This window comes from Galbitalea sp. SE-J8 (assembly GCF_030345695.1).
GTDB lineage: Bacteria > Actinomycetota > Actinomycetes > Actinomycetales > Microbacteriaceae > JAUASV01.
This window is the reverse complement of the sequence record NZ_JAUASV010000002.1, coordinates 203626-220962: the sequence shown is the minus strand read 5'-3', so window position 1 is coordinate 220962 and position 17337 is coordinate 203626. Positions and strand designations below refer to the sequence as shown.

The following is a 17337-nucleotide window of genomic DNA, read 5'->3' as shown; positions in this document are numbered from 1 at the left end:
CCCACATTGCCCACGATCACACCCCTGCCGCCGGCAGACGGGTCGCTCTGGCCACTGCTGGAAGCACCCAACGAGCAGAAGGTCGGCACCGACATCGTGGCCGCGGTCGCCGACCGGTACGAGCACCCGCCGGTGGCCGATCTCGCGGCCCTGAACACGCTGACGGGCGCGTACCCCGGGATGACGATTCCGGTGGTCAACGTCGGCGGCGGCGTCGCCGGCTACGGGCGGTACACCGGCAGCGCATGGAAGGTCTACGCCCACGACTCCGGGTACATCGCCGTGTCGGCGTTCTTCGCGAGCTGGTCGTCGCAGCAGTCGACCCCGTTCGGGAACCTCGCCTACCGGCGGGTCGGCAAGACCGTCGAACTGAACGGACGCGTGGTGCGGTCGGCCGCGTGGACAGCCGGGGAGACGATCTGCACACTCCCGGTCGGGTTCCGTCCCGCGACGGGAACGCTCCTGACCGCGACATCGGCCGGTGCTGCGGCAGCCGTGTGGATCGACGCGGCCGGGGTCGTCACGATCGGGCAGGCCGGTGGTGCTGGCGCGTACGTCGTCATCGGCGGGTCGTTCCTCACCGCACCCTGACCGGCCCCGCTCAACCCCTTCTCTCTCAGCCGCCCCGACCGGGGCGGCTTCGTTGTTTCTAGGAGGCATCATGCCTGGCACCATCAACCCGTTCACCGGCCGCGCGAAGGGGTGGACATGGGCGCAGCACCGCAACCCGGCGCTGCGTTCCGCGGCGTCCCGGAAGGCGTACGGCTCGACCGTCCTCAACGGCGGCACCGACTACGTGTTCACCCCCGGCGAGATCGTCCACGCGCCGTTCGACGGCACCCTGAATGTCGTCGGCGGTCAGCCCGTCCTCGTGCACCCGACCGGGTGGGCGTTCTGCCTGCTCGAGATGGCGCACGTCGTGCACTCGCCCGGCTACCAGATCAAAGCGGGCCAGGAGCTCGCCGTCGCAGGCGGCAAGTACCCCCACGCGCACGGCCTCACCCCGGCCGGTAAGCGAGTCCCGTGGACGACGGTCTACAAGAAGGTCCGCGCGTACAACGAGCGGCACCCCGGGAAGTGAGCGACGACGTGACGCTCGGTGTGCTCGCGCTCGTCGGCGTGGTCATCACCGCCCTTCTCGGGTACCTAGGCGCTGTCACGACGACGACGCGCCGGCACGCGAAGGCAGCCCGCGATGGTGTCGAGAACAACCACACGGTGAACCTCCGCGACGACCTCGACGAGCAGTTCGCCGGTCTCGTCCGCGGGCTGACGAACCTCGCCGCGGATGTCGGCGGCATCAAGTCCGACCTGCGCGGCATCCGCCGCGAGGCGCTCACCGACCGGCAAGCCGCCGCCGAGGACCGGCGACGGCTCCACAACCTCGAAGACACCCTCACCCCGGAGCAGGTAGCGCGCCTGCGTCAGAAACACAAGGAGACCCCATGACCACCACTCCCGCAAGCGGCCCCGGTGCCGCCCTGGCCGCGTCGATCATCCGCACGCTCGTCCCGCCGCTCGTCGGCGCGATCGTCGCCGGGCTCACCGCCCTCGGCCTGCCCGTCGACGGCGACCTGTCCCGCCTGCTCGAAGCGACCCTGTTCGCTGCCGCGACCGCGGTGTACTACATCGGCGTCCGAGTCCTCGAGACGTACGTGTCGCCCCGCTTCGGCTGGCTGCTCGGCCTCGCCAAGTCGCCCGACGCGTACTCGAAGTGACCGACCGCGACACGGTCGACGGGTACGAGGTCCCCGTCGACCCGATGGACGAGCTCGTCTGCGAGTCCTGCCAGTAGCACAACGGCCCCCAGCCGCCCCAGATCGGGAGCGGCTGGGGGCCGCTTCTGGCGTTCCGTCCAAGAGGTCCTGCGCTACGCGTCGGTCAAAGGTATGGCTTCCAAGCGTCCAGTAAAGTCTCGAGGTCTCCGAGAGCTTGTGTCTGCGCGCCTACAGCCAGGGAGCAGCCCTCGCTCGGATGATCCGAGATGGAATCGCCACATGTGTCCTCGAGTCTGGCGGCGACAGGAGCGAGGGCGGCATTCGTCTTGACGAGGAGCGCTTCGAGTTCGGGCGGAGGTTCGAGCTCGGCCAAGCCGTTCAGGACATTCTGGGCGGCTCGCTCGGCGTCCAGACGACCCGACCAACACTCATCGGCAGAGAGGTGGTCAGTCGCGGCGAAGGCGATGCGCACTGCGCAGTCAAACCGATTGCCTATTGCACGGCGAAGGGCGGACTCGTTAGAGGCGACAACGGACGCGACCTGCTCGTTCGTTGCGTAAGGGAGCACCGCAGCGGTAGACGGCGGGGTGTGCGGGGATGCTGTACTGCATCCAGTTAGGGCGAGCGGGAGAAGGGATAGCGCGAGGATTCGTCGGTGCACCACCCGACAGTAGCGAACGCTTCGCAGGCGAACAACTCGCGCCGAGCGCGACTGCCCCCTCGACGCCCGGGATCGCGCATGCGGTGCACGTATAGACCCGCAATTTACGTGCCCCCGGTGGGGCTCGAACCCACGACCCGCTGATTAAAAGTCAGATGCTCTACCGGCTGAGCTACAGGGGCTAGGCGGCCAGTCTGCCACGGCCCGACCGGGTACGGATCGCGATCGGCGGGACGACGTTGACACCTTCCCTGAGTTCGGCGTCGGAGACCTCCAGGTAGAGCTGCGTGGTTGCGAGGGAGGCGTGAGCGAGGGTCAGCCCGACTCTCGCCTCGAGCGAGTCAGCGCCTCGTCGGGTGTCTCGCCGTCTCGAATGATGACCCCGACACGGCGATCGGAGTCGTAGACGGTGCGGATCTCGGCCATGCCCGCGAACGTACCGAGTTGCGCGCACGTCATGCTTGCCCCAGTTCGGGGCCGGCGCGTTCGCGATGCAAAGCGCGGGGTAAGCGTGGGGCTGCGGGTGGCAACAGGACGTACGAAAAACAAAAATGCTGGTCAGCGTAGGGCGGACGGGACTTGAACCCGTGACCGACGGATTATGAGTCCGCTGCTCTAACCGGCTGAGCTACCGCCCCGCGCCGCCCCGGACCACGCCGTCGGCGCGCTCGCCGAGCGGCTGTGCTCACCCTATCGCGGCGGTCCGCTACGCTCGCGCCATGACGCCGTCGCGCCGAGCGTTCCTCATCGCCGGCGGAGGCGTGCTCGGCGCCGCGGCGCTCGCGGCCGCGGCCGGCGAGGCGGTCGACCTCGGCATCCTGCCCGGCCGGTCGACGATGTACCGGACGCTCGGCCTCAACGGCCCGGCGGGCGTGATCCCGGATGCCGCTGCCGGTGCGGCGGTGAGCGGAACCTTCTCCTCGGCGGCCCGCGGGCGCGACGTGGGCTGGACGGTCGCGTACCCGCCCGGCGCCGAACCGGGCGCGGACCTCCCCGTCGCGATCTGGCTGCACGGTCTCGACGGCACGCACGAGACGGCGTTCCGATTGCTCGGCCTCGACCGTTTCCTCGCGGCCGCCGTCGCCGACGGCACCCCGCCGTTCGCCATCGCGACGGTCGACGGCGGCAACGGCTACTGGCATGCGCGCGTCTCCGGAGACGACGCGGGGAGGATGGTCGTCGACGAGTTCCTCCCGCTGCTCGCCGACCGGGGACTGCGCACCGAACGGGCAGCGTTCGGCGGCTGGTCGATGGGCGGGTACGGCGCGCTGCTGCTCGCGGGACGGCTCGGCGCGGCGGCCGTCACGGCCGTCGCGGCGGCGAGCCCCGCGATGTGGAACGGATGGGCGTCCGCACCGCGCACGGCGTTCGACGGCCACGCCGACTACGACGCCCACCGCGTGCAGGGCCACCAGGACGAGCTCGACGGGATCGCGGTGCGCATCGACTGCGGGCGCGGCGACGGCTTCTCCCCCGTCATCAGCAGCTACGTGGACGGGTTCGACCGAGAGATCCCCGGCGACCGGGATGCGGGCGGACACGACGCCGGATTCTGGCGCCGGGTGGCGGCGGACGACATCCGCTTCATCGGCGCCGCGCTGAACGCCTGAGCGCCGTCGGGACGTCGCGACTCACCGGTGTCGCGTGCCGCGATGTCCCGATCGGCACAACTCGGCGCGGATGCGGCACGCCACGGCATCGCTACTCGCCGCGGGACAGCTTCTCGCGCAGCGCCTGCAGCGAGGCGCGCACCTTGCGCGGCGGCGGCGGCTCCTTGATCGTGTCGCTCACCTGCTCGCCCCGGTAGATCGCCTCGAACGTCGACACGGTCGTGGCGATGTCGTGGTCGGTCACGATGCGCAGGCTCTCGCGCTGCATCCGCTCGTACTCGGCGGGCTCCGCGGTGAGCACGTCGGTGAGGCGCGCGGCGAGGTCGTCGGCGTTGTCCGGCTCGAACAGGTAGCCGTTCTCGCCGTCGTGCACGAGATGGGGCAGGGCCATCGCGTCGGCGCCGACGACGGGCAGGGCGCTCGCCATCGCCTCCATCGTCGCGATCGACTGCAGCTCCGCGGTCGACGGCATCGCGAACACGGCCGCGCGCGTGTAGGCCTCGCGCAGGTACTCCTCGCTCACGTAGCCCGTGATCGTGACGCGATCGCCGACGCCGAGGCGCCGCGCGTACGCCCGCAGGTGCCCCTCGCCCTCACCGCCGCCCACGAGCTCGAGCCGAGCGCCGAGCGAGGGGTCGAGCTTCGCGAACGCGTCGAGCAGCACCTCGAGCCGCTTCTCCCCCGTGATGCGCCCGACGAACAGGATGAGGCGGTCGCTGCGCGGCGCGATGACCGGCGTGTAGTTGCTCATCACGACGCCGTTCGACAGCGCCAGCACGCCGGACACGCGGATGTACTTCTCGAGGAAGTCCGCGGCGCGACGCGTCGGCGAGGTCAGCACCGCCGCGCGGGTGTACGAGCGCGCCGCGGCATCCCAGAACATCCGGTAGGCCCAGGCGTGCAGGCGCTTCGGGATCGGCGAGTGCTCGATGAGGTTCTCGGGCATCACGTGGTTCGTGCCGATGAGGCGGATGCCGCGCAGCTGCGCCTGGTGCGACAGCCCCCGGCCGGTGACGATGTGCGACTGGAAGTGCACGACGTCGGGCCTCACCTCGTCGAGGATGCGCGCCGCGTTCTGCTCGATGCGCCACGGCAGCGCGAACCGGAGCCACGGATGCGGATACCAGCGCCAGCTGCGCAGCCGGTGCACGGTGACGTCGGCGCCCTCGAACACCTCGGTGTGGGTCACGGGCCGCCCGGTCGCGGAGGGCGCCACGACGTGCACGTCGTGACCGCGCCGGGCGAGCTGACCCGCGAGCACCGAGCTGAACCGCGCCGACCCGTTGATCTCGGGCGGGAACGTGTCCGCGCCGATCACGATCCGCAGCGGCCGCGCGACGGGGTCGGGCGGACCCGCGGGCTCGGACCCGGATGCGGGCGCTGCTGCGTCGGACACGGTGGCCTACCGTACCGCAGCGGCGAGGTTCGCCTGGGGATGGTGCTTGGCGAGTTGCAGCACTCCGGCGATCGCGATACCGCCGGCCACGACGAACGCCGGGTAGGCCCAGACCGGTGCACCGCGCGCCTCGCCGAGGATCACGATGCCGATGATGATGGCCACGAACGGGTCGACGACGGTGAGCCCCGCCACGACGAGGTCGGGCGGTCCGTTCGCGTAGGCCGACTGCTGGAAGTAGCTGCCGAGCAGCACCGCGGCGAGCAGCAGCACGAGGCATCCGATGGTCAGCAGCTCCGACGGGCCGATCGCGACGTGCAGCGAGAGCAGGGTCTTCACCCGGTCGATGACGACCTTCGCGAGCGTCGCCACGAAGCCGAACAGGATGCCGGCCCCGACGATGTACATCATCGCGGTGAAGCGGGCGCGCAGCGCGCGCAGCGAGATGCCGAGCAGCGCGATGACGACGCCGAGCACGATGAGCACCACGGCGAGCTGACCCTCGCTGATCGGCTTCGACTGCGTCGTGAACGCGGCGACGCCGACGAACAGCGCGACGCCGAGCACGCACAGCCCGATGGAGCGGACGGTGCGGTGGTCGAGCCGCACGTGGCTCACCCGCGCGTTCACGATCGACGTGACGACGAGCCCCACGACGCCGAGCGGCTGCACGACGGTCAGCGGGGCCATCGTGATGCTCGTCAGCTGGAACAGGATCGCGACCCCGATGAGCGTCGTGCCGATCAGCCACGACGGCCGTCGGAGCAGGGCGACGAGCTGCCGCACGCTGAGCGCGGAGGCCCCGTCATCCGGGTCGTCCACCTTGCTCACGCCCGCGTGCTGGAACTGCGCACCGAGCGCGAGGATGACCGCGCCGACGAGCGCGATGGCGATGCCGACCGGTGTGTTCGAGAACAGATCGATGTCCGGCACGCCGTCCACCGTAGCGCCGGGCGCGCGCCGATAGGCTGAGGATCGTGGCCGTCCTCCCGATCCGCATCACCGGCGACCCCGTTCTGCACGACCCGGCGGAGCCCGTCGGCGAGATCGACGGCGCGCTGCGCGAGCTCGTCGCGGACATGTTCGAGACCATGGCCGCGGCGCCCGGCGTCGGCCTCGCGGGACCCCAGGTCGGCGTCGCGAAGCGGCTGTTCGTCTACGACTGGACGGATGAGGACGGCGCGCGCCACCGGGGCGTGGCGATCGATCCGCAGCTGTGGCTCTCCCCCCTGACGATCGGCGAGCTCGACGAGGACACCGAGTCGGAGGGCTGCCTGTCGATTCCCGGTGAACGGTTCCCGCTCCGGCGCGCCGAGGGCGTCATCCTGCGCGCCACCGACCTCGACGGCGAGCGGTTCGAGATCGAGGCCCACGGCTGGCTCGCCCGCATCTTCCAGCACGAGTACGACCACCTCGACGGCGTGCTCTACGCGGACCGCCTCGAGTACCCGCTGCAGAAGGCCGTCGCGAAGGTCGTGCGCAAGAACTCCTGGGGCGTGCCCGGGATGTCGTGGACGCCGGGCGTCGACGACCTCGACGCGTAGCGAGCGCTCGCCGCGCGGGCAGCGCTCGCCGCGCGGTCAGCGCTCGCCGCGCGGTCAGGCGCCGAGGTTCACGCCGTGGATGCCGTTGTGGTAGCGCAGATTCGGGAAGCTCGCCGTCACCGATATCCCGACGCCCGGGAGCACGTTCACGTCGAACACGCCGCCGAACAGCTCCGCGCGCTCGCGCATCTCGCTGATGCCGGCGCCCGTGACGGTGCCCGTGAGAGCGCGCAGGTCGTCGTCGATCTCGAGCTTGCGCGCCTTGCCCTCGGCGGCCGCGTCGCCCGAGCGGCGCATGCCGTCGTCCTCGACCCGCAGCTGGAATCCCTCGTCCGTCCAGCCGATGTGCACGACCGCCTCCGTGCCCGGGCCGCCGTGCTTGAGCGCGTTGGTGAGCGCCTCCTGCAGGATGCGGTAGATCGTGACCTCGGCCCCCGCCTTGAGCGGGAATCGGCGGCCGGTCTCCTCGACGCGGAGGGCGAGGCCCGCCTCGCGCATGACGCCGAACAGCTCGCGCACGCTGCGCAGGGTCGGGTGGGCCGCGGCATCCGCCTCGCCCTCGTGCACGACGGTCATCACGCGGCGGAGGTCGGCCAGCAGCGACTTCGCGGAGTCCGCGATCGCGGTCACGGCGCGCACGGCCGCGGTCGGGTCGGTGGCACCGGCGAGCCGGGCGCCGTCGGCCTGGCTGATGATGACGGACACGTCGTGCACGGCGACGTCGTGCAGCTCGCGGATGATGCGCAGCCGGTTGGTCTGCTCGGCGAGCGAGAGCTCGAGGTCGATGACGTCGAGCTCGGCGTCGACGCGGTCGAGGTGCTGGTGACGGCGGGCGCGACTGGCCCGCAGCCACAGCACGAGGAACACGATCGCGAGCACGAGGAGCCCGCCCGTGGCGACCTCGAGGAGGCTCGTGAAGAGGGCCCAGTTGCCGCGGATCCACGCGTTCATCGGTCGCCTGCCTCCGGGTCGGTGTCGCGGTCCGGCGACGACCGAACCCGGAGGGAAGCCTAGCGTCGGCGCGGGCAGCGCAGCGTCGGCGCTGCCGGCGCCGCGATCGGCGCGGGCAGCGCAGCGTCGGCGCTGCCGGTGCCGCGTCGGCGCGGGCAGCGCGGTCAGCGCAGCGGCACGGTCGGCGCCGGCAGCGGCGCCGCTGCCGGCGCCGCGGCACGGTCAGCGCGGTCAGCGCAGCGGCGCCGCGTCGGCACGGTCAGCGCAGCGGCGGCACGGGGTTGTTGGCCCGCAGCACCTCGAGCCGGGCGCGGTACTCCTTCTCGTCGATGTCGCCGTTCGCGAATCGCTCGGCGAGGGTGGCCTCGGCGCTCCGGGCGGCGCCGAACGCGCCGTGGCCCCAGGGGCCTGCGCCGTGCTCCCAGGCGCGGCGACGCCAGCGGCGACCGACGGTCGCGAACAGGATCGCGATGACGGCGATCCAGAACAGCGGGATGAGCAGGAACAGGAAGCCGAACCCGGGGCCCGGGCCGTACGGGTGGGCGATCGCCGATGCGGCGGCGAGGGTGGTGAGCACGATGATCTCCTCAGGTGGTGACGTGCGGTGAACGGATGCGGCGGCCGGTGCCGTCGTGCCTCCAGCGTGCTCCGGGCGCGGCCCCCGCGAATCCGCCGCCGGGCGCTCCTTCGCTACTCCCTCCGGCGTACTCCCCCTCCCGCGGAAACTCAGGAGTTACGCGCGGCAGCACGCCAGGCCACCCCCCGCGGCGCACACCCCCTCCCGCGGAAACTCAGGAGTTACGCGCGGCAACACGCCCGGGCCACCCCCCGCGACACACACCCCCTCCCGCGGAAACTCAGGAGTTACGCGCGGCAACACGCCCGGGCCACCCCCCGCGACACGGGGTCACGGCCGCGCAACTCCTGAGTTTCCGCGAACCCCGGCCGCGCGAGCGTTTGCGCGCGGCGACGCAACTCCTGAGTTTCCGCGAACCCGGGCGGGTCGGCGTGGACGCAACGCCAGCGCAGGACTCAGTCGGCGTCGCCGACGCGCACGAGGCCGGTCTCGTAGCCGATGACGACGAGCTGCACGCGGTCGCGCGCGGCGAGCTTCGCCATGATCCGGCTCACATGGGTCTTGGCCGTGAGCGGGCTGAGGAACAGCGCACGGCCGATCTCCTCGTTCGTCAGGCCGCGCGCGACGAGCGTGAGCACCTCGCGCTCCCGGTCGGTCAGCACGTCGAGCCGCGAGCGGTCGGGCGTCGGGGCGAGCTCGCCGCCGAGCCGCTCGAGCAGCCGCCGCGTCACCCCGGGGCTGAGCAGCGCCTCGCCGCCGGCGACGACGCGCACCGCGCGAATGAGCTCGACGGGCTCGGTGTCCTTCACGAGGAATCCGCTCGCCCCGGCGCGGATCGCCCGCGCCACGTACTCGTCGAGCTCGAACGTCGTCACGATCACGATGCGCGTTCCGGAGAGCTCCGGCCGCGCCACGATGCGCTCCGTCGCCCAGAGCCCGTCGCCGTCGGGCATCCGGATGTCCATGAGCACGACATCGGGGCGCGTCGCCGCGACGATGGCCACAGCATCCGTTCCCGTGCCGGCCTCGCCGACGACCTCGATGTCGGTCTCCGACTCGAGGAGGCTGCGGAAGCCGCCGCGGATGAGCTGCTGGTCGTCGGCGATCGCGACGCGGATCATGCCTGCTCCTTCGGGATGTGCGCCTCGACGACGAAGCCGCCGTCCGGCCCGGGGCCGGCGGCGAACGAGCCGCCGAGCAGCTCGGCGCGCTCCCGCATGCCGAGCAGTCCGCGACCGCCGCCGTCGCCCGACTCGACGGGCGGCAACGTTCCGTCGTCCGTGATGCGCACGCGGTAGGCGGCATCCGTCTCCGTCAGCGCCACGGATGCGGTGCGCGCGCCCGCGTGCCGGACCACGTTGGTCAGCGCCTCCTGCACGATGCGGTACGCCGCGAGCTGCACGGCGCGCGGCGCGTCGCGGATGCCGTCGGCGAGCTCGACGCGCAGTCCCTGTCCCTCGACGCGGGCGATGAGCGCGGGCAGGCGGTCGAGTCCGGGCTCGGGCAGCAGCGGAGCGCTCGGGTCGGCGCCGTCCTCCGCGCGCAGCACGCCGAGCACGCTGCGCACCTCGTCGAGGGCGGTCTTGCTGGTCTCCTTGATGCTCGCGAGCGCGTCGGCCGCCTTCTCGGGCTGGCGCTCGATGAGGTGCAGCCCGACGCCCGCCTGCACGTTGATCGAGCTGAGCGAGTGGGCGAGCACGTCGTGCAGCTCGCGGGCGATGCGCACGCGCTCGGCCTGCACCTCGTCCTGGCGCCGCTGCGCGACCCGCTCCCGCAGCCGGGCGTGCCCCTCGCGACGCGAGCGCGCGCCCTCGGCGAGCCCGAACACGATGAGGATGCCGATGGTGGTCGCTGCGATGCGCGGCGGCGGCCAGTCGAACTGTCCGACGCTGATGATGACGATCGTCGTGACCCAGGCGGCGGCGACGCTGATCCACGCCCAGAGCCGCGCGCCCCGCACGACCGCCGCGCCGATCGCGAACGCGAGCGCGATGTACGGCGGCTGATAGCCGGTGTCGACCGCGAACAGGCTCGCGCACGCCGCCGCCGCGATGACCGCCACGACCGGCCCGGGCGCGCGGCGCGCGGCGATGAGCGCGAGCGGGCCGATCACTGCGAGCAGCACGCCGACGAGCAGGCGCCAGTGCTCCGTGCCCGCCACCACGGGCAGACCCGGATGCGTCGCGAACACGACCGCCACGGGCACCTGCACGACCGCGGAGATCACGACCGGCAGCCACAGCCGCAGGCGACGGCGTCCCGGGGTCGCGCGGCGCTCCTGCTGGGCGGCGATGGCGTCCTCCCACGACGTCGCCCACGGCGCGGGCGGATACGGCGCGGTGTGCCACGGACGAGCCCCGGCGCCGTGCCCCGGCGGGGTCTGCCCCGGCGGGTTACGCCACGTCGGCATGCGCCAGGACGGGGTGCGCCACGACGGGGTGCGCCAGGGACGTGCCTCGGTCCCGTGCCCGGCCCGGCCCCGCGACCCGTGCCCCGGACGGGGTGGACGCGGGGACGGCATGTGCCGATGCTATCCGCGGCCCGTGCGGGCGGCATCCGCCCGCGGGACGCCGCCCGTACTCCCCCGGGAGTACGCCCTCGTGCTCGCGGGCTCGCCAGCGCGTGCGGCTCCCCCCGGGGCGCGGCCTCCCCCGGGGAGCCCCGCCGCGCTCAGCCCGCCCGCCCGCGCGAGAGATTCGGAAATTCAGGAGTTGCGCGCACCGCCCGGGCGACACGCCGACCACGCGCACCTCGACGCCGCGCAACTCCTGAATTTCCCCAATCCGGCGACGCGGGACGCGCACCCCGGCGCTGTGCCGCGGGGCCGGGCAGACCGTGTCCGGGCACGCCCGTGCCGGACACACCCAGACCCCCGCCCGCGCGAGAGATTCGGAAACTCAGGAGTTGCGCGCACCGCCCGGGCGACACGCCGACCACGCGCACCTCGACGCCGCGCAACTCCTGAATTTCCCCAATTCGGCGACGCGGGACGCGCACCCCGGCGCTGTGCGACGGGGCCGGGCAGACCCGGAGCGAGGAAGAGCTAGCGAGTGAGCCAGACACACCGAGAGCCAGACACACCCGGCAACGAGGAAGGCCCGGCACCCGCTCACGCGAATCCGGGCCGGACAGCTCCCCGACTTGGACTCGAACCAAGAACCTATCGGTTAACAGCCGATTGCTCTGCCAATTGAGCTATCGAGGAAGAACCCCCGAAGGGGCGCATCCACTGTAGCAAATCGACGACCGTGCGGATGCCACGGGTCACGCCCGCAGCAGGAAGGTCGGCGAGGCGACCGCGAGCGGCTCGCCCGCGGGCGCCAGGTCGCCGTCGGCGCCGATCCTGAGGCAGGTGAGCGTGCTCGAGCGCTCGTTCGCGACGAGCACGAGCTCACCGTCGACCGCGAAGTGCCGCGGCCAGGAACCGCCCGTAGGCGTCGCGCCGAGCGCGCGCAGCCCGCCGCCGGCGAGGTCGAACACCGCGATGGCGTCGCTGCCCCGCAGCCCCGCGAGCAGGTAGCGGCCGTCGTGCGCGAGTGCGAGACCGGCGGCCTGGTCGTCCGCGCGGGCGCCCGGCAGCGACGCCTGGCGCACGAGCTCGAGCTCGCCCGCGCCGCTCCAGCGCAGCTCGATGAGCACGTTCGCGAGCTCGCCGAGCACGAAGACGCGGCCGGACGGATGCACGAGCAGGTCGCGCGGACCGGTGCCGTCCGGAGCCCGCCACGTGCCGACCCGGTGCAGCACCCCGTGCGCGAGCGTGTGCACGCCGATCGTGTCGGTGCCGAGGTCGGCGGAGAGCAGCCGCCCGCCGCTCCAGGCCGTCGAGTGCGCGTGCGGCTGCTCCTGGCGCGGGTGCGCTCCGGATCCGCGCGCCGTCACGACGCCGTCGAGGCGCAGCGGGTCGAGCGCGAGCACGCCGAGCGCGCCATCGCGGTAGTTCGCGACGACGACCGTGTCGCCGTAGACGCCGAGGTGGCACGGCCACCCGCCGCCGGACTCCGCGCCGCCGATCGAGCGCAGTCCGCCGCCGTCGCGCACGAAGGCCTCGACGCGTCCCGCGCCCTCGCTCGCCGCGAGCACGAGGTCGCCCGCCGCCGCGAGGTACGAGGGCGAGGCGACGGCGGCCGCGAGCCCACGGTGCACCAGACCGCCGTCGGCGTCGAGGCCGACGCGCACGATCCCCTCCCCCACGCCGCCGAGGTCCGGCGTGTAACCCCCGACGAGCCACCCGGACACGATCAGCACCCCTCCCCGAACCCGGCCCGCGCCGTCACACCCGCGCCGTCACACCCACGCCGTCGCACCCGCGCCGTCACACCCGCGCCGACGGGGCCGGCGCGTCATCCGTCGTCATGAGCCGGTCCGCGCGCACGAGACCGTCGACGTACGGATGCCAGGACTGGTCGAGGATCTCGGCCATCGTCCCGATGCCCGCGACGAGCCCCTCGTGCATGACGAGGATGCGGTCGCCGAGCGCCCGCACCTCGTCGAGCGCGCCGGCGATGACGAGGGCCGAGATGCCGCGGGCGCGCTGCACCTCGCGGAGCGTCTCGACGATGGTGTGCCGCACGGTCACGTCGACGCCCGCGGTCGGGTTGTCGGCGACGAGCAGCTCCGGCTCGAGGATGAGCGAGCGCGCGATCGCGACGCGCTGCCGCTGTCCCGTGGAGAGCTCGTACGGGAACTTGTTCATCGTGACGAGCGGCAGGCGCACCTGGTCGATGAGCGTCGCGACCGCCTGCCCCGCGAGGTGCTGGTCGAAGCGCTTGTCGCGCGCGTAGATCGGGGCCGCGACGTTCTCGCCCGCCGTGAGGTGCGGGGACAGGCGCGCCCCGGCGTCCTGCGGCAGGTAGCCGACCCGGAACTGCAGGGTGTCCCGCATGCGCCCGCTCATCGTGCGCACGTCGGTGCCGAGCACGCTCAGCGCGCCGCCGTGGATGACGGGCGAGCCGAGGTCGTGCATGCCCGCGACGCCGGCGATCGCCGCCGCGAGCGTCGACTTGCCCGAGCCGGACTCCCCGATCATCGCGAGCGACTCCCCCGCCGCGATGCTGAACGTCACGCCGCTCACGGCGTCGACGCGCTTCGCCGCGCTGCGCGCCGGGTAGTGCATGGACAGGTCGTCCGCGATGACGACGGGGCGGGGCATCCGGTCAGTCCTCTCCCGCGGCGGCGGCCTCGGCCGCGACGATCGCCGCGAGGCGCTCGCGACGCTCGGCCTGCTCGACCGGGTCGGGCACGGGCAGCGACGCGAGCAGGCGCCGGGTGTACGGATGCCGCGGCCGCTGCAGCACGTCCTCGCCCGTGCCCTCCTCGACGAGCACACCGCGGTACAGCACGCCGATGCGATCGGCGAGCAGGTCGACGACGGCGAGGTCGTGGCTGATGAACAGGGCGGCGAAGCCGAGCTCGTCCTGCAGGCGGCCGAACAGCTCGAGCACGCGCGCCTGCACGCTCACGTCGAGCGCGCTCGTCGGCTCGTCCGCGATGAGCAGCTTCGGGTCGAGCGCGAGGGAGCGCGCGAGGCTCGCGCGCTGGCGCTGACCGCCGGACAGCTCGTGCGGGAAGCGCGCGGCGTAGGCGGCGGGCAGCTCCACCGCGTCGAGCAGCTGGGCGACGCGGGCGGATGCCGCATCCGCGTCCCTGGCGCGACCGTGCACGACGAGCGGCTCGGCGATGCACTGGCCGATGGTGAGCAGCGGGTTGAAGCTCGTCGCCGGGTCCTGGAACACGAAGCCGATGTCGCGCCGCACGGGACGGAACTCGCGCTCGCGCACCCCGAGCATCTCGTGCCCGAGCACGCGCAGCGAGCCGCCGCTCACGCTCTGCAGCCCGGCGATGGCCCGGCCGATCGTGGTCTTGCCGGAGCCGGACTCGCCGACCAGGCCGAGCACCTCGCCCGGCGCGATCGTGAAGCTCACCCCGTCGACCGCGCGGAACCCGCCGCGGCCGAGGCGACCCGGGTACTCGATGACGAGCCTGTCCGCCGCGACCACGGGCTCGGCGTCCGGGTCGACGACCGACCGGGCCGAGACGCGCTCGCCGATGCGCGGCACCGCGGCGAGCAGCCGGCGCGTGTAGGGCGCCTCGGGCGCGGAGAACAGCTGCCGCACGGGCGCCTGCTCGACGACCTCGCCCTCGTACATCACGACGACGCGGTCGGCGAGGTCGGCGACGACGCCCATGTTGTGGGTGATGATGAGGATCGACGTGCCGAAGTCCGCCGCGACGCGACGCAGCAGCTCGAGGATCTCCGCCTGCACCGTGACGTCGAGCGCCGTCGTGGGCTCGTCGGCGACGATGAGTCCCGGCTCGAGCACGAGCGCCATGGCGATCACGATGCGCTGCTTCTGCCCGCCCGAGAACTGGTGCGGGTAGTAGTCGACGCGCTCGGCCGCATCCGGGATGCCGACGGTCCGGAGCATCTCGACGGCCTTCGCCCGCGCCTGCTTGCGCGTGTACCTGCCGTGCGCGCGCAGGCCCTGGGCGATCTGCCAGCCCACCGTGTAGACCGGGTTGAGCGCCGTCGACGGCTCCTGGAACACCATCGCGGCGCGCGTGCCGCGCAGCTCGCGCAGCCGGCGGCCGGAGACGGCGAGCATGTCGTCGCCGTCGAGCACGACCGCGCCGCGCGTCGTCGCGGTCTCGGGCAGCAGCCCGAGGATCGACTTCGCCGTCACGGTCTTGCCGCTGCCGGACTCGCCGACCACGGCGACGACCTCGCCCGGCGCGACGGTCAGGTTCACGCCGCGCACGGCGGCGACCGTGCCGGAGTCGCTCGCGAACGAGACCTCGAGGTCGCGGACGGCGAGCACGTTCTCGGTGGTGCCGGTCATCGTGTCCCCATCTCCCCCGTCGCGGGCTGCCGGTCGTCGAGGATGGCGCCGCCCGGCCCGACCGCGACGTCCGCCGTCAGCGGCTCGCCGACATCCGCTCTCCGCCGTGTGCGCAGGCGCGGGTCGGCGAGGTCGTTGAGGCTCTCGCCGACGAGCGTGATGCCGAGGATGACGAGCACGATCGCGACACCGGGGAAGATCGACGTCCACCAGATGCCGGCCGTGACGTCGGAGATCGAGCGGTTGAGGTCGTAGCCCCACTCCGCCGCCGAGGTCTGCTCGATGCCGAAGCCGAGGAAGCCGAGCGCCGCGAGCGTCGAGATCGCCTCGGCGGCGTTGAGCGTCGCGATGAGCGGCAGCGTGCGGGTCGCGTTGCGCAGCACGTGACGCGTCATGATGCGCGCGGTCGGCGTGCCGATGACCTTCGCGGCGTCGACGAACGACTCGGACTTGATGCGCGCGGCCTCCGCGCGCACGACGCGGAAGTACTGCGGGATGTAGATCACGGTGATCGCGATGGCCGCCGACCAGATGCCCTGCCAGAGTCCGGACCGGCCGCCCGAGATGATGATGGCCGTGACGATCGCCAGCAGCAGGGACGGGAACGCGTAGACCGCGTCGGCGATGACGACGAGCACGCGATCGACCCAGCCGCCGAGGTAGCCCGAGACGAGGCCGAGCGCCACGCCGAGCAGCAGCGACAGGATGACCGCGATGACGATGGTCGTGAGCGCCGTGCGCGCGCCCCAGATCACCCGGGACAGCACGTCGAAACCGCCGACCGTCGTGCCGAGCAGGTGCTCGGCGCTCGGCGGCTGCTGCGCGCCGAACGCGTGGCCCGCGGCGTCGCGCAGCTGCGCGAAGCCGTACGGCGCGACGAGCGGCGCGAAGATCGCCACGAGGACGAACAGCACCGTGAGCACGAGGCCCGTGACGAGCATGCCGCGCTGAACGCCGACGCTCTGGCGCACCTGGTGCACGACCGGCAGCCGGTCGAGCAGGGATCGCTTCGCCATCAGTACCTCACTCGCGGGTCGACGATCGCCGCGACGACGTCGACGATGAAGTTGGTCACGGCGACGATGACGGCGAGCAGTGCGACGATGCCCTGCACCGCGACGAAGTCGCGGGCGCCGAGGTAGTGCCCGAGCTGGTAGCCGAGCCCGCGCCACTCGAACGTCGTCTCGGTGAGGATCGCGCCGCCGAGCAGCATCGCGACCTGCAGGCCGATGACCGTGATGACGGGGATGAGCGCGGGCTTGAACGCGTTGCGCGTCACGAGCCGGAACTCGCTCACGCCGCGCGAGCGCGCCGCGTCGATGTACTCCCGCGACAGGGTGCCGATGACGTTCGTGCGCACGAGCCGCAGGAACACGCCCGCCGTGAGGAAGCCGAGCGCGATGGCCGGCAGCACGGCGTGCTGCAGCACGTCGACGATGTCCGCGGCGCTGCCCAGGCGGATGGCGTCGAGCAGGTAGAGGCCGGTCGCGTTCGTGATCGACTGCATGTCGATCTCCGTGCTCGTCGAGGCGCGGCCGGCGACGGGGAGAACGCCGAGCCACACGGCGAAGACGAGCTTGAGCAGCAGGCCGACGAAGAACACCGGCGTCGCGTACCAGAGGATCGCGAGCACGCGCAGCACGGCGTCCGGCCAGCGGTCGCGCAGACGGGCCGCGATCATGCCGAGCGGGATGCCGACGATGACGGCCACGATGATCGCGTAGAGCGCGAGCTCGAGCGTCGCGCCGCCGTACTCGGTGAGCAGCTGGGTGATTGGCGTGCCGTCGGTGAGCGTCGTGCCGAAGTCGCCGCGCAGCAGGTTGCCGAGGTACTCGACGTACTGCACGAGGATCGGCCGGTCGTACCCGGCGGCGTGGATGCGGCGCGCGAGCTCATCGGGGGGCAGTCGGCCGCCCTGCGCCGCCGTGATCGGGTCGCCGGTGAGGCGCATGAGGAAGAACACCATCGTGACGAGGATGAACACCGTCGGGATGATGAGCAGGAAGCGCACCACGAGGTAGCGCCACAGCCCGCCCCCGCCGGA

General features: G+C 72.6%; 17 protein-coding genes and 3 tRNA genes. 6 read left to right on the top strand and 14 right to left on the bottom strand.

Going from position 1 to position 17337, the window contains the following annotated elements; genetic code table 11:
* Positions 1 to 6 precede the first annotated feature (6 nt).
* The 4 genes from QT381_RS02520 (at position 7) to QT381_RS02505 (ending at position 1718) form a co-directional block, all read left to right on the top strand.
* Positions 7 to 591 carry a hypothetical protein gene (locus QT381_RS02520; RefSeq protein ID WP_289247120.1) on the top strand — a complete coding sequence of 195 codons (585 nt, stop codon included), beginning with the start codon at positions 7 to 9 and terminating at the stop codon, positions 589 to 591.
* 70 nt (positions 592 to 661) lie between these two features.
* Complete coding sequence (locus QT381_RS02515; protein ID WP_289247119.1) at positions 662 to 1081, top strand: hypothetical protein; 420 nt, start codon at positions 662 to 664, stop codon at positions 1079 to 1081.
* Positions 1078 to 1449, top strand: coding sequence for a hypothetical protein (locus tag QT381_RS02510; protein ID WP_289247118.1), 372 nt, complete (start codon positions 1078 to 1080; stop codon positions 1447 to 1449). The genes QT381_RS02515 and QT381_RS02510 overlap by 4 nt, the downstream gene beginning before the upstream one ends.
* Entirely contained in the window at positions 1446 to 1718 is a 273-nt protein-coding gene (locus QT381_RS02505; protein ID WP_289247117.1) for a hypothetical protein, read from the top strand. The genes QT381_RS02510 and QT381_RS02505 overlap by 4 nt, the downstream gene beginning before the upstream one ends.
* 770 nt (positions 1719 to 2488) lie before the next feature.
* Here the strand turns inward: QT381_RS02505 and QT381_RS02500 are convergent.
* Together QT381_RS02500 and QT381_RS02495 are read right to left on the bottom strand one after the other, a co-directional pair.
* Positions 2489 to 2561, bottom strand: a tRNA-Lys gene (locus tag QT381_RS02500).
* Between the two features lie 382 nt (positions 2562 to 2943).
* A tRNA-Ile gene (locus QT381_RS02495) sits at positions 2944 to 3017 on the bottom strand.
* An 81-nt stretch (positions 3018 to 3098) separates the two neighbouring features.
* On the opposite strand from QT381_RS02495, the gene QT381_RS02490 reads away from it, so the two are divergent.
* Complete coding sequence (locus tag QT381_RS02490) at positions 3099 to 3989, top strand: alpha/beta hydrolase-fold protein (protein ID WP_289247116.1); 891 nt, start codon at positions 3099 to 3101, stop codon at positions 3987 to 3989.
* Between the two features lie 91 nt (positions 3990 to 4080).
* On the opposite strand, the gene QT381_RS02485 is transcribed toward QT381_RS02490, so the two are convergent.
* Both QT381_RS02485 and QT381_RS02480 read right to left on the bottom strand, forming a co-directional pair.
* Positions 4081 to 5385, bottom strand: coding sequence for a glycosyltransferase (locus QT381_RS02485; protein ID WP_289247115.1), 1305 nt, complete (start codon positions 5383 to 5385; stop codon positions 4081 to 4083).
* A 6-nt stretch (positions 5386 to 5391) separates the two neighbouring features.
* The gene (locus QT381_RS02480) at positions 5392 to 6318 is read right to left on the bottom strand and encodes a DMT family transporter (protein ID WP_289247114.1); all 927 of its coding nucleotides are present in this window, start codon (positions 6316 to 6318) and stop codon (positions 5392 to 5394) included.
* A 44-nt stretch (positions 6319 to 6362) separates the two neighbouring features.
* Between QT381_RS02480 and def the strand changes: the two genes are divergently transcribed.
* Entirely contained in the window at positions 6363 to 6929 is a 567-nt protein-coding gene (gene def / locus QT381_RS02475; protein WP_289247113.1) for a peptide deformylase, read from the top strand.
* A gap of 54 nt (positions 6930 to 6983) precedes the next feature.
* Here the strand turns inward: def and QT381_RS02470 are convergent, their stop codons facing one another.
* The 10 genes from QT381_RS02470 to QT381_RS02425 form a co-directional block, all read right to left on the bottom strand.
* On the bottom strand, positions 6984 to 7880 hold the full coding sequence (locus QT381_RS02470) for a sensor histidine kinase (RefSeq protein ID WP_289247111.1): 897 nt from the start codon (positions 7878 to 7880) through the stop codon (positions 6984 to 6986).
* A 259-nt stretch (positions 7881 to 8139) separates the two neighbouring features.
* Positions 8140 to 8457: an SHOCT domain-containing protein gene (locus QT381_RS02465; protein WP_289247110.1), complete on the bottom strand. Its 318-nt coding sequence runs from the start codon at positions 8455 to 8457 to the stop codon at positions 8140 to 8142.
* 455 nt (positions 8458 to 8912) lie between these two features.
* Positions 8913 to 9578 carry a response regulator gene (locus tag QT381_RS02460; protein ID WP_289247108.1) on the bottom strand — a complete coding sequence of 222 codons (666 nt, stop codon included), beginning with the start codon at positions 9576 to 9578 and terminating at the stop codon, positions 8913 to 8915.
* Positions 9575 to 10867, bottom strand: coding sequence for a sensor histidine kinase (locus QT381_RS02455; protein WP_289247106.1), 1293 nt, complete (start codon positions 10865 to 10867; stop codon positions 9575 to 9577). Before QT381_RS02455 ends, QT381_RS02460 begins: the two co-directional genes overlap by 4 nt.
* Positions 10868 to 11589: 722 nt before the next feature.
* Positions 11590 to 11662: transfer RNA gene (locus QT381_RS02450), tRNA-Asn, on the bottom strand.
* A gap of 59 nt (positions 11663 to 11721) precedes the next feature.
* Positions 11722 to 12693 carry a lactonase family protein gene (locus QT381_RS02445; protein ID WP_289247104.1) on the bottom strand — a complete coding sequence of 324 codons (972 nt, stop codon included), beginning with the start codon at positions 12691 to 12693 and terminating at the stop codon, positions 11722 to 11724.
* A 76-nt stretch (positions 12694 to 12769) separates the two neighbouring features.
* On the bottom strand, positions 12770 to 13606 hold the full coding sequence (locus tag QT381_RS02440) for an ATP-binding cassette domain-containing protein (RefSeq protein WP_289247103.1): 837 nt from the start codon (positions 13604 to 13606) through the stop codon (positions 12770 to 12772).
* A 4-nt stretch (positions 13607 to 13610) separates the two neighbouring features.
* Complete coding sequence (locus QT381_RS02435) at positions 13611 to 15293, bottom strand: ABC transporter ATP-binding protein (RefSeq protein ID WP_289247102.1); 1683 nt, start codon at positions 15291 to 15293, stop codon at positions 13611 to 13613.
* A complete protein-coding gene (locus QT381_RS02430) occupies positions 15290 to 16309 on the bottom strand; it encodes an ABC transporter permease (RefSeq protein WP_289247101.1) in 1020 nt (339 codons plus the stop codon). The genes QT381_RS02435 and QT381_RS02430 overlap by 4 nt, the downstream gene beginning before the upstream one ends.
* The gene (locus QT381_RS02425) at positions 16309 to 17322 is read right to left on the bottom strand and encodes an ABC transporter permease (RefSeq protein ID WP_289247247.1); all 1014 of its coding nucleotides are present in this window, start codon (positions 17320 to 17322) and stop codon (positions 16309 to 16311) included. The genes QT381_RS02430 and QT381_RS02425 overlap by 1 nt, the downstream gene beginning before the upstream one ends.
* Between the last annotated feature and the right edge of the window lie 15 nt (positions 17323 to 17337).